A 13427-nucleotide genomic window follows, 5' to 3' on the forward strand; every position below is an offset into this window, starting at 1 on the left:
GCAACGAGTGATTAGGAGAAAACCTTGGTCGTGAGTCAGTTTCAAACCACAAAATCAGCAGAAATCTTTGCCGCCGCTCAACGGCTGATGCCGGGTGGGGTGAGTTCCCCGGTGCGGGCCTTTAAGTCAGTGGGGGGGCAACCGATCGTCTTCGATCGCGTCCAGGGAGCCTATGCCTGGGATGTCGATGGGAACCAGTACATTGACTATGTGGGGACCTGGGGGCCTGCCATCTGCGGCCATGCCCATCCAGAGGTCATCAGCGCCCTGAAGGCGGCTTTGGACAAGGGGACCAGTTTTGGTGCGCCCTGTGTGCTGGAAAATGTGCTGGCAGAGTTGGTGATTGCCGCTGTTCCCAGCATTGAGATGGTGCGCTTTGTCAATTCGGGTACGGAAGCCTGTATGTCGGTCCTGCGCCTAATGCGGGCCTTCACGGGACGGGAGAAGGTGATTAAATTCGAGGGTTGTTACCACGGCCACGCCGATATGTTCCTGGTGAAGGCGGGATCGGGGGTCGCGACGCTGGGCCTGCCCGACTCGCCCGGTGTGCCCAAGAACGTCACCAGCAATACCCTCACGGCCCCTTACAACGATCTCGAAGCCGTGAAAACCCTGTTTGCTGAAAATCCGGATCAAATTGCCGGCGTGATCCTAGAGCCAGTGGTGGGTAATTCGGGCTTTATCCCTCCCGATGCCGGTTTCCTGGAAGGGCTGCGGGTGCTAACCCAGGAGAATGGGGCATTACTGGTCTTCGATGAAGTGATGACGGGTTTTCGCATTGCCTACGGCGGTGCCCAGGAGAAATTTGGCATTAAACCAGACCTAACCACCCTGGGGAAAGTCATTGGCGGCGGCCTGCCGGTGGGGGCCTATGGCGGACGCGCGGATATCATGGCAATGGTGGCTCCGGCGGGTCCCATGTACCAGGCAGGGACGCTCTCCGGTAACCCCCTAGCCATGACGGCGGGGATCAAAACCCTGGAATTGTTGCAAAAACCAGGGACCTATGAGTACCTCGATCGCATTACCAAAACCTTGAGCCAGGGTCTCCTCGACATTGCCAAGGAAACGGGTCATGCCGCCTGTGGGGGGTCGATCAGTGCCATGTTTGGCCTCTTCTTTACTGCTGGTCCGGTCCATAACTACGAGGATGCCAAGAAATCAGATCTAGCCAAATTCAGCCGCTTCCATCGCGGTATGCTGGAGCGTGGGATTTATCTCGCCCCGTCCCAATTTGAGGCTGGGTTTACTTCTTTAGCGCACACGGAGGCGGATATCGCGCAAACCCTGGCCGTGGCAAGAGAAGTAATGGCGGGTTTGTAGTAGGACCAAGCTCCAGCGATCGGGACTGGTGGCCAAAGATTAGCAGTGAGGCAGGCAGCTTGCTTGCCCGAAAAACCAGCTTCAGTAGATTCTTCCGTGGAGACCCTACGTAAACGAAACACAATGGTGGGGTAGGCATTCTGCCTACCCCTAAGACCACCGCAACGGCTATTCCACATTCCATTTATGATCTGCTGGGCTTGCCTGCCCCTGAGACGGCCACGACGGCTATCCCATACTTAGAGGCCGGGGCTGGCTCTGGCTCTGCTGTCGTTGGGCGACCGCTAGCTGGTGGGCAATATCGGGGCAATTGTCACCGGCGGTGCCGCCGCGATTGCGTCTTAAGCCCCGTGAAAGGGTATGCGAATGGTTTGAGTACTGCTGGTTAGGGACGATCGTGCCCCTAGTCCCCACACTTTCCCCTAACTGAACGAGTCCAGCAGTTGCAGAATGCGGTGTAATGCCATTTCGGTCCACTGGGGTTTGTGCTGGAGGGCATTGTCCAACTCATGCACCGCCTTTTCCAGCAGATAGGCATCCAAAAGCACCTGGAGTTCCTGCTGGGTTTTGGGGATAAACGAGGCCTCCCCAGCCAAACTCAAATAGCGATTGAGAAACGCCACACTCGTCCAGCTATACCAAAACTGCGCCCACTGCTCCATCAACGGCAAACTCTCAGGGCGAATAATGCCACTCTCGACCTCTTGCCGCAGGGCGGTTTGCACGACAAAGCTGAAGGATTGCAGCATTCCCGCAATGTCTCGCAGGGGCGATCGCTTCATCCGGCGTTCATTCAACGGACGGCTGCGCTCCCCTTCAAAGTCCACAATCACAAAATCCTTGCCGGTATAAAGCACCTGCCCCAGGTGATAATCACCATGACACCGGATGCGCGTGGCTTGGATCGAATGATCCAACACCGCACTAAACCGGCCCATTAACTGATCGCGGCGGTTGAGGACACTTTGGGCGAGGGGTTGTAACGCTGGCGATAGGTGGGGCAACTGTTTCTTCAGGGTGAGCAGGGTTTGACCAGCGAGATTACGCATGTACTGGTAAATCGATCGCTGATAAAACGACGTGAACGCCTCTGGGGCAAAGCTGGAATTCTCCGTATCTGCGCCCAGGGCTAGGTGCAATTCGGCGGTCCGTTGGCCCAGGAGTTCTGCTGCCCCCAGGTACGCCCCTAGCAATTCATAGGCACGGGTGGGGATCGGTTCCATCAGCGTATTGAGCAACGTCGCCATCGGCAACAGCACCTCACTGACGGCTTCTTCCTGCACCATCACCTGTTCAAAATAATCCCGCAGGACATCCAGGGTGTAGGCCCAGGCATCACGGGTATCGGGGATATAGCGCTGCAAAATGCCTAGGGCGATCGGCTCACTCCCCTTGCTGCGATATTCCAGGAAACCGGCCACTGGGGACAGGTGTTCCGGTAAGGTCTGGGTTGCGAGGCTTTGCTGGGTGAGGAAGGTGCCCATCTCAACCTCTGGATTGATCCCTGGTTCCACCTTGCGGAAGAGCTTGAAGAACATACAGTCGCCGTAGACGATCGCCGTATCAGTGTGACTGCCCTTATACAAATGGGGATCGATCGTCGTTGCGATGGCCCGTAACTGCGCAAACACCCCATCGATCGCGACTGCGACCACTTCCCCCTGCATCCCGGCATAGCGTTGCCCCTGGGCGATCGCCTGCCAAGGGAGGGGGAGAAAACGCGGATCTTCAAAGGCATCGAAGAGCAGCCCCCGCTCGTCGGTGCCTTGCACCTGAAGCTGGGCGATCGCGTGTTCATGGGGAATTGGCAGTACGTCCTCCCCACGGCGGGGTTCATAGGCCAGGGGCAGGACATAAAACTCGGCACTGCCCTCGGTATAGTCCACCTCGATCAGGGTCAGATAGTAGAGGGGCGACGGCGGTTGCTCGGTATCAGGAGGCGTAGGCTGAGGACGGCTACCCGTTTGCGGCGGGGGCGGGGTCAGGCTACAGGGAATCACCTCCCGGATCTGCACGGCTTGGATCACTCGCGACTTGCTATTAAACCACGCACAGGTCAGCAAATATTCTGGCAACAAACTTTGCAAGGCCGCCTTTGCTTCCGCTTGGGAAAACACACTCTCCCAGGTGCGGGTCACGCTCAGGGTGGGGACTTGGGAGACGGGCCGGGGCGTTTGGACCGGGCTGTCCTGGAGTTGCAGGGTAAACCAGTAGAAGGAGTGGGGACCCAAGCTCAGGAAGTAGGGGGTTTCGGTAATTTCAGGAAATTTAGTTCGCCCAAAGATTTCCACTGGCACCATGCCATTGAAGGCCGACAGATCCAACTCCACGGTCTGAACAAACCGGGACAGGTTAGCGACGACTAAAATATGCTCCGTGCCGTAGGTGCGGGTGAAGGCCAGCACCTTACGGTTTTCCGGGTAAAGAAACTCAAACGTTCCTCGGCCAAAGGCGCGGAAGCGGGCGCGGATGGCTAGCAGCCGCTTCATCCACCACCAGAGGGAATTGGGGTTGGCCCGTTGGGCTTCAACGTTGACGGATTCGTAGTGGTATTCCGGATCGACGATCGGCGGTGCATATAATCGCTGGGGATTGCCGCGACTGAACCCGGCATTGCGATCGCTGCTCCACTGCATCGGCGTGCGCACCCCATTACGATCGCCCAGATAAATATTGTCCCCCATCCCAATTTCATCCCCGTAGTACAGCACGGGCGTACCGGGTAATGACAGTAACAAACTATTCATCAATTCAATCCGTCGCCGATTATTACCCATGAGCGGGGCCAGCCGTCGGCGAATGCCCAAATTAATCCGGGCCTGGGGGTCTGCTGCATAGACCCGATACATATAATCCCGGTCCTCATCGCTGACCATTTCCAACGTGAGTTCATCATGATTGCGCAGGAACAAAGCCCACTGGCAGTTATCGGGAATATGGGGGGTTTGTTGCAGGATATCGATAATGGGAAAGCTGTCCTCCATCTGCAATGCCATGAACAAGCGGGGCATCAGGGGAAAATGAAAATTCATCTGGCATTCATCGCCCTGGCCATAATAGGCCGCCGCATCCTCCGGCCACTGATTGGCTTCAGCGAGCAACATCCGATTGCGGAAATGGGTATCAATGTGTTGCCGGAGTCGTTTGAGAAAGGCGTGGGTCTCGGGTAGATTTTCGCAGTTAGTCTTTTCCCGCTCATAGAGATAGGGGACTGCATCCAACCGTAGCCCATCGACCCCCATATTGAGCCAGAAATCCACCACCTCGAAAATGGCGGACTGCAATTCCGGATGGTTGTAGTTCAGATCCGGTTGGTGCGAGTAGAACCGATGCCAGTAGTAGGCTTGGGCGATCGGGTCCCAGGCCCAATTGGAGGTTTCAAAATCCTTGAAGATAATGCGGGCGCTTTCGTATTTTTGGGGCGTATCGCTCCACACGTAAAAATCTCGCTCCGAGCTACCAGCGGGGGCACTGCGGGCGCGTTGAAACCAGGGATGCTGATCAGAGGTGTGGTTAACAATTAGCTCGATAATGACCCGAATCCCGCGATCGTGGGCGGCATCGAGGAAGGTTTGGAAGTCCGCCAGGGTGCCATAGAGGGGATTAACGTTAGTATAGTCAGCGATGTCGTAGCCATCGTCCTTGAGGGGAGAGGGGAAAAACGGTAAAATCCAAACTGCCGTGATGCCCAAATCGCGTAAATAATCCAAACGTTCCGTGAGACCCCGAAAATCACCAACGCCATCCCCATCACTATCTCCAAAGGCCCGCACGGGGACTTCGTAGATGACGGCATCTTTAAACCACAGTGGATCATCACTTAACGCTTGATGTTGCATAACCTATTCCAACGCCTACGCGGCTCTGACAAAGAAACTGCCCCCCAGGGTAACAGTTCTGATACGGCTGCACCAACCTCCCCCGGTTCATCGGCATCAACGGCGCAATCTACCCCGAAGCGGGCTAAGCGCCAATACCAGGGCATGACCTTTCCGCGTAGTAGTGGGGTTTTGTTGCACCCGACCTGCTTACCCAGTGCCCACGGCATCGGTGACTTGGGCGGGGCGGCCTATGAGTTTGTGAATTTTCTGGAACGGAGCGGTCAGCGCCTCTGGCAGATTTTGCCCCTGGGACCCACGGGTTATGAGCATTCGCCCTACATTATGAATTTCAGCACCTTTGCGGGCAATCCATTGCTGATCTCCCTGGAGCAGTTGGCCGATGCTGGGTTATTACGCCACGATGAGTTGACCCCGATCGCGTCCAATCCCGATCTGCCTAGCGATCGCATCGACTTCGATCGTGTCATCCCCCACAAAACCCAATACCTGGAGCGGGCGTTTCAGACCTTTAAGCAACGGCTCACCGAGCATCCTAATGCAGATTTCGAGCATTTTTGTCACACCCAAGCCTATTGGCTAGACGACTACAGCCTGTTCATGGCGCTGTTGGATGCTCAACCCGGTACCACCTGGAACCAATGGGAACCCGCGATCGCCCGTCGGGAAGCCCAAGCCCTTGCCCAACAGCGTGAGATCCATCGCGATCGTATTCTCTATCACCAGTTTCTCCAGTTTCAATTTTTCCGCCAATGGGCAAATCTCCGGGCCTACGCTAACGATCGCGGCATCAAAATTATTGGCGATATTTCCATCTACGTGTGCTACAACAGTGCCGATGTCTGGCAACGTCCGGATATTTTTGAACTGCATCCCAAAACCCTGGAACCCACCTATATTGCGGGAGTGCCACCGGATTATTTTAGCGAAACGGGCCAGTTATGGGGCAATCCGGTGTATAACTGGAAGCGCTTAAAAGCGACTAAATTTGATTGGTGGATTAAGCGGTTTGAGGCGACCCTGCAATATGTGGATTGGGTGCGCATTGATCACTTCCGGGGCTTTGAAGCCTTTTGGCGAGTACCTGCGGGTGAAACCACGGCGATTAAGGGGAAATGGATTCCGGCTCCGGGGGAAGAATTCTTTGCTGCCCTCTACGATCGCTTTGGTCAATTGCCCGTTTTAGCTGAGGATTTGGGGGTGATTACGCCACCTGTCGAAGCCCTACGCGATCAGTTTGGGTTACCGGGAATGCGCATTTTATTGTTTGCCTTTGGCGGCGGTAGCGATAATCCCTATTTGCCCCACAATTATGTGCGTAATTGCCTGGTCTATACGGGCACCCATGACAACGATACGACGGTGGGCTGGTGGCAGGAAAAAGCCAGCCCCGCCGAGAAACAATTCATTGCCGATTACCTGGGCTATCGCTCCCCGGATGACATCCATGAGATTCATTGGGATTTGATTCGCCTAGCCTTAGGTTCGATCGCCGATCTGGCGATTATTCCCCTTCAAGATCTGCTCGGTTTGGGAAATCAGGCGCGGATGAATGATCCCAGTGTGAACGCGGGCAATTGGCGTTGGCGCTATCTGGATTCGGGCAGCTTGCACCAGGGCTTGAGCGATCGGCTGTTGGACCTCAGTCGTACCTTTGGCCGCTGCCGCTAATTGAACTTTACCAGGAAGTACAGGCCCCAGCGGCAGCGCGAACGCTCATGGTGCGGGTTGAGCGAGAAACCTCTACGTTCCTCCCCTGGATTTTGAGACGATCGCAGATCTCAAGGATTGGCTCAAACGCTAAACGCTCCCTACACCTCGTCCGCATCCTGACTGCTCACGTGCAGCAACACCTGCACCGGGCCATAGCGCGTTCGGAGCATGGATTCAATGCGTTCGGCAATCATGGGGGCCATTGCCAGAAAGTCCGAATGCAGCAGGAGGTGAATTTCCACAAACACCAGCCGACCCACGATCCCATAGGAGCGAATTTGATAGCAGGCCAAAACCCCCTGCATCCGCCGCACCAGGTACCCCAACGCTTCCGGCGCGATCGCGATCGACTGCATCATGAGGGGTAACTGCCAGTTCAAGAATTGCCAATAGTTAATTCCCGCCAGCCCAATCAAGCCGACTCCCAGCACGGGATCAAGCCAATATTGCCCCTGCCCAATGATCCCCAATAACGGGACCAGCAACAAGGTTAACCAGGCATCCCGCAGGAGAACAGTGGCACTCATCCGCAGTAAATAACTCTCCAGAACTCTAGCTTCATAGCGGACAAACAGCGCTAGGCCCAGGGTAATGCCCCCAATCACCAGCAATAACTGGATCAGGGGACTGCTAATTTGCGCAGGGGTTGCGATCGCTTCACGGTTCCAGACCCATTGTAGGAAGGGATATATGGTTTCTAGTAACCGTAAACCCACAAAACCGAGAAATGCCATCAATAGCAAGGCCGTTGCACTTTCCGCTTTGCCATGCCCTTGGAACTCCCGACGACTGCTACGGTGGTACGGTAGCCGCAGGGCCACCAAACTGAGAATTAAGCTAAAACTACTGACTAAGGTATGTAAGGTCTCCGCTTGCAAACTGAGCGATCGCGTTGCCCACCCGGCCCAGAATTTTACGGCCATCAACAGGACCGCTAGCCCCAGAGCGATGAGTAAAATCCATAAACTAATTTGGCTACGATGATTGGCCTCAGTCATGGCCTGAAGCCTAACACTGCCCTAGGTACTTTGGGCTTGTCGCAACAATTGCTTGACCGTTTTTAACATTTCCGGTGGATGGAAGGGCTTGGTGATATACGCATCGGCCCCCTGTTTAGTCCCCCAGTAGCGATCGAACTCCTGGTTTTTGCTGGTACACATCAGTACCGGGGTATTTTGCGTTTTGGGGTCACTTTTAATCCAGCGGCAGAGTTCATACCCATTCATACGGGGCATCACCACATCGGTCACAACCAAATCCGGTGTGCTCGTCGCAAAGCACTCCTTCGCCTCCAGACCATCACTGGCTTCGATCACATCCAGTCCATTTTGCTTCAGGAGCTTAGCCACCATTTCCCGTGCGGTATGGCTATCATCGACGACCAGAATTGTACTCATACCCCCCCTATCTGTTATTCTGAGGCCCCTTATTTGCCCTGATCCCTCGCGATCGGTGTTGTGGGTGGTCCCCACTCGATCGGATAACACTACTGGTTTAGCATTAACCCCGTTGTACCGCACCCATTACAAGCGAGGCGTGAGGTTCATGGCCCGATCGCTGGCCTGCATCCCTAGAAGATGTGCCCACCTCAAGTCATCCTATCTCTATTCTTAATTCAAGAACTTGCGGTTGCTTCAGGAGAGTTAGCGATCTTAACAAGCTTGATTCTCTTCTGGCGATCCCAGTCCCGTCCCTATGCCTGTTAATCCCGACACAAAGCGGGAGAACAACGGCTGCGATACGCCCCACTCCCCCGCCTGGATTCAGAGTTTTGAATTTGGAATTTTGCACGCTCCGTAGTGCGGGTGTCCCACCTGTAGACCCTCCTCATAGGTTGGTGTCAAGTTTACGAGACCCAACAACCCAACTGATGGCTGCTGTCGATTGGCAGTTGGGTCGCACGGCGTTTGCCCCAACCTCAGTAGATCACACATTGAACGTGGGATAGCCGTCTCGACTGTCCTAGGGGCAGGCAGGATGCCTACCCCACAATTTTTTCGATCTACTGAACCAGCGGCTAGAGCTAGGGCGCTAGGGCGTTGCCACGTAGGAGGCTGCCGATCGTCTTGGCGGTGATCTTCAACTGCACCAGGGGGTTGGCCGGGACCACGGTCTTGTACAGGTAGCTGTCGAAGGTCAGCTTTTGCACGTCGATGTCGGCGCACATCTCCACGAAGGCTTCGCGGGTGGCATCGGAGCGGTAGAAGATCCGTTGCAGCCAATCCAGCACCAGATACGTCATGCCATACTGCTTATCCCAACGGTTCAGGTACACCTTCAGGTCATCCTCAGTAGGAATGCGGGCACCATTGCGGGAGGCTTCGACGATCGTTTCCGCACACATGCGCCCGGACTTAGCAGCGAAGTAAATCCCTTCCCCGGAGGACTTGGTGACATAGCCAGCGGCATCCCCCACCAGGGCAATCCGACCCACTACGCGACGCGGACGGGGATGTTCCGGGATGGGGTGGGCCTCCACCTTGATGATTTTGCCGCCTTCCAACCGCTTGGCGGCCCGTGCCCGGATGCCCGCTTGCAGTTGCTTGATCTTCATCTTGTTGACCTGCATCGTGCCGGTCCCGACGGCTACGTGGTCGTATTTGGGAAACACCCAGGCGTAAAAGTCGGGGGAGACATCATCGCCCACATACATTTCCGCCAGTTCTTCGTAGTAGGCCATCTTGTCTTCCGGCAGGCGGATGCGCTCCTGGAAGGCGATCGCGTAGTTGTAATCCCCAGCATCCATCGCCTTGGCAATCCGGGAGTTAGCCCCATCGGCCCCGATGATCAGATCCACTTGCAGGGTTTTGGCGACCCCTTCCACACTGCCATCGGAGTGATCGGCATAGTGGAGCGTATAGGGATCGGTGCTGTTCTTGGGCATATCGACGCCATGCACCGTGCCATTGATCAATGTTGCGCCCAGCTTGTTCGCCCGATTGCGCAGAAAGCCATCCAGCACCTCGCGGCGGCACATCCCGATGTACTCATCATCCTTGAGGGTGCTACCAATGTTCACCTCGATATTGGAAGGCGAAATCATCTTCATCTTGCGCACCCGGCGATCGATGATCTCCGGCGGCAGATCAAACTCAGCGACCATGCACAACGGAATCGCGCCGCCACAGGGCTTAGCATTATCTAGCTTGCGCTCAAATAAATAGGTTTCAATACCCGCTTTTGCTAAAGTCTCAGCAGCGGACGATCCTGCTGGACCCGAACCAACAACAGCAACCCGCAGTGCCAAAGGTTTTCTCCTGTCAATCTTCTAGGGGTAACGTTTTGGATGGTATCACGGTGCTTTGGTCCCCTTGCCCCTCGATGTTGGAGATGTATCTGAAATGCAACAGAGCTTAATATTTTGTAAACATAAGGATAATCGCTGTGACGCCCAGGGGCTGGTGAAGTCCTGACTGCTGAAGGGTTTGGGTAATAATTGAGAAAATTCAATTGCGAACTCCAGTCACTGCTCATCCTGCCGCAGCAACCCCAATGCCCGCTGAACTGTCGCTCGACTAGAACAACTGGGGGAAGCCCTATTGGAGTTCTCAAGCTTAGCCGAAGCATCCATTTAAAAAATTTCGATTTCCCGTTTCCCATAGTCAGTGAAATCATCAATTAGGCAGGCGCATCAATTAGGCAGGCGGGACGCCGACCCCACAAGAGAACGGTCAAATTATGCCTCGAAGCCAAAGCAAATCGTACCCGACCTCGCGTTATCTCACGTTGTCGCCTTCTGACGCGTCCCCTTGCTTTTACTTGTTTTGGTGGTCGTGCTTTTCTTCGTTTTTGTGCCCTTAGCCGTCGCGGCCTGACTGCTGGCCGCCTTAGTCGTCCGGCTAGTTTTCTTTTTGCTACCCTGCTTCGCCGCCAGTAAAGCTAATGCCTGCTCCAAGGACAACCCTTCGACCGTCTCCCCCTCTGGAATACCGGCGTTGGTCTTGCCATGTTTGACATAGGGACCATAGGGACCATCGTAGATATTGACGGGTTCGCCATCTTCGGGATGGGCACCCAGTTCCCGTAGGGCCTGTTTGCTGGTTGCGGCCCGCCGTCCCCGTTGGCTCTTGGGTTCTGCCAATAGTTCTAGGGCACGCTCCAGGGTAATTGTCAGGACATTATCCCCCGCCTTGAGCGATCGATAGTCCTTGCCAACCTTCCCCTGATCGTGAACCACATAGGGACCAAAACGCCCCAGGCTTGCCTGCACCTTGGCTCCCGTCTCAGGATGGACGCCCAACAATCGCGGTAGGGATAGGAGGCCGATCGCCTCTTCTAGGGTAATACTCTCTAGGGTCATCCCCTTGGGCAACGAGGCCCGCTTGGGTTTGGGGTTAGCATCGGTGGCATCCCCGAGTTGGACATAGGGACCATAGGTCCCCACGAGCAGATAAATCGGCTCGCCCGTTTCCGGATGTACCCCCAGTTTGTCGGGGCCTTCCGTCTTTTGGCGCAGCAATAGTTGGACCTGCTCTTGATTCAGGTCCGCTGGCATCACATCCTTCGGAATCGATGCTTTCACCACCTCGCTGCCCTCCACCACCTCCAGGTAGGGACCAAAACGGCCAATCCGAACCCGCGCTGCCAAGTCCTGGAGCATCACCGTGCGGGCTTCGCTGGGGTCAATCTGGTTTTCCCGCTCCCGCACCTGGGTTTCTAAGCCCGATTCCCCCAGATAAAATTCCTGGAGATAGGGCAACCAGTGGACCTCCCCGGTGGAAATTTCATCCAGGGTTTGCTCCATCCGCGCCGTAAAGCCGGGATCAACCAGGTCCGGGAAATGTTTTTCCAGCAGCGCCGTCACCGCAAAGGCCGTGAAGGTGGGCACTAGCGTGTTATTCACCATCTGGGCATAGCCGCGATCGATGATCGTGCCAATAATCGTGGCGTAGGTACTGGGACGACCAATGCCCTCCTGTTCAAGAGTTTTCACCAGCAGCGCTTCCGTATAACGGGCGGGGGGTTGGGTTTGGTGCCCGATCGCCGCCAATTCCTGACACGTGGGTTGATCCCCTGGGTGGAGGGGGGGCAGGATCACCTCCTGGTTTTCCAAGGCTGCGTCTGGATCATCGGACCCTTCCACATAGGCCCGGAAAAAACCGGGAAAATCAATCCGCTTGCCCGTGGCTCGGAACCCGGCATCCCCCACCTGCAACTGCACCGTGACATGGGTTTGCCGTGCTTCTGCCATCTGGGTGGCCACCGTGCGTTTCCAGATCAAGTCATACAGGTCAAACTCGCGGCCCGTGAGACCCGTCTCCTGGGGCGTGCGAAAGGTATGACCCGATGGCCGGATCGCCTCGTGGGCCTCCTGGGCGTTTTTGCTCTTGGTGTTAAAGTGACGTGGTTTCGGACTCAGGTATTCTGGCCCATACATTTGCTCGACGCAGGACCGAGCCGCCGCGATCGCTTGGTTAGACAAGTGGACCGAATCTGTCCGCATGTAGGTGATATAGCCCTGTTCATAGAGGCTTTGGGCAATGCGCATCGTGTCGCGGGCCGAGAGGCGCAGCTTACGGTTGGCCTCCTGTTGCAGGGTCGAAGTGGTAAACGGAGCCGATGGTTTCCGCGTCGATGGGCGCTCCTCCAGGGCCGTCACCTGCCAGGGTAAATCGCGCAGGCGATCGCGCAGGGTTCTGGCCGCCGCTTCGTCCAACAGCACCACCTCACGACCAGCGGCAATCTGGCCCGTCTGTTCATCAAAGTCGCTCCCCGTAGCCAGCCGCCGCCCCCCCAGGCTGATCATCCGGGCTTCAAAGGGAACCAGACCGGAATCTGTTGCCGCCGCCAGAGTCGCCTTGAGATCCCAATAGCTACCTTGCCGGAAGGCCCGCCGTTGCCGCTCCCGTTGGACCAGCAGGCGTACCGATACTGACTGGACCCGCCCCGCCGATAGGCCAAAGGCAATCTTTTTCCAGAGGAGGGGAGAGAGGGTATAGCCCACGAGGCGATCAAGAATCCGTCGGGTTTCCTGGGCATGGACCAGTTGATCATCGATCGCACGGCAGTTGTGGAGCGCCTGGTCAATCGCCTCCTCCGTAATCTCGTGGAAGACCATGCGGCGGACCGGAATTTTGGGGTTTAACACCTGCAATAGGTGCCAGCTAATGCTTTCCCCCTCCCGGTCTTCATCCGTGGCTAGGAGCAGTTCATCTGCTTCCTTCAGAGCCTCCTTGAGGGTTTTGACCACCTTTTGCTTGTCCTTCGGCACCACATAGAGGGGTTCAAAATCAGCTTCAACATTCACCCCTAGCTGTGCCCATTTTTCGCCCTTGAAGCTGGCGGGCACTTCACTTGCTGACTGGGGCAGGTCGCGCACATGGCCCATCGACGCCTCTACCCGATAGCCTTGGGGCAGAAAATTCCGAATGGTGCGAGCTTTGGTTGGCGATTCAACGATAACGAGCGTGGACATGGGACTTCAGGGGAGGAACGGCAAGGAGGGCAGCAGTCAGTATTGGGCAGTCAGTATTGGTGGGAAGTGAGCTTGGGTGCTAGAGCCAGCGTTAGCAAAATTTCCGCAATTGTCAAGGGGTGGGTGGGGGATTGAGG

At 55.9% G+C, this 13427-nt stretch carries 7 protein-coding genes; 2 read left to right on the forward strand and 5 right to left on the reverse strand.

Annotated features, from left to right (window positions below; all coding sequences use genetic code 11):
* Window positions 1–30 precede the first annotated feature (30 nt).
* The gene (gene hemL, locus ACWIUF_RS14045) at window positions 31–1323 is read left to right on the forward strand and encodes a glutamate-1-semialdehyde 2,1-aminomutase (RefSeq protein ID WP_448573074.1); all 1293 of its coding nucleotides are present in this window, start codon (window positions 31–33) and stop codon (window positions 1321–1323) included.
* Window positions 1324–1745: 422 nt separating this feature from the next.
* Here hemL and treS read toward each other — a convergent pair whose 3' ends face one another.
* Window positions 1746–5162: a maltose alpha-D-glucosyltransferase gene (treS, locus tag ACWIUF_RS14050; protein WP_448573075.1), complete on the reverse strand. Its 3417-nt coding sequence runs from the start codon at window positions 5160–5162 to the stop codon at window positions 1746–1748.
* Here treS and malQ point away from each other — a divergent pair.
* The gene (gene malQ / locus ACWIUF_RS14055) at window positions 5154–6833 is read left to right on the forward strand and encodes a 4-alpha-glucanotransferase (RefSeq protein WP_448573076.1); all 1680 of its coding nucleotides are present in this window, start codon (window positions 5154–5156) and stop codon (window positions 6831–6833) included. The two genes, treS and malQ, sit on opposite strands and share 9 nt — an antisense overlap.
* Window positions 6834–6973: 140 nt before the next feature.
* Here malQ and ACWIUF_RS14060 read toward each other — a convergent pair whose 3' ends face one another.
* The 4 genes from ACWIUF_RS14060 to topA form a co-directional block, all read right to left on the reverse strand.
* The gene (locus ACWIUF_RS14060) at window positions 6974–7873 is read right to left on the reverse strand and encodes a cation diffusion facilitator family transporter (protein ID WP_448573077.1); all 900 of its coding nucleotides are present in this window, start codon (window positions 7871–7873) and stop codon (window positions 6974–6976) included.
* Window positions 7874–7894: 21 nt separating this feature from the next.
* Window positions 7895–8272, reverse strand: a complete 378-nt coding sequence (locus tag ACWIUF_RS14065; RefSeq protein ID WP_448562528.1) for a response regulator transcription factor — start codon at window positions 8270–8272, stop codon at window positions 7895–7897.
* Window positions 8273–8898: 626 nt separating this feature from the next.
* The gene (gene chlP / locus ACWIUF_RS14070; RefSeq protein ID WP_448573078.1) at window positions 8899–10122 is read right to left on the reverse strand and encodes a geranylgeranyl reductase; all 1224 of its coding nucleotides are present in this window, start codon (window positions 10120–10122) and stop codon (window positions 8899–8901) included.
* Window positions 10123–10596: 474 nt separating this feature from the next.
* Entirely contained in the window at window positions 10597–13290 is a 2694-nt protein-coding gene (gene topA, locus ACWIUF_RS14075) for a type I DNA topoisomerase (RefSeq protein ID WP_448573079.1), read from the reverse strand.
* Window positions 13291–13427: the final 137 nt, after the last annotated feature.

The organism is Trichothermofontia sp., assembly GCF_053493415.1.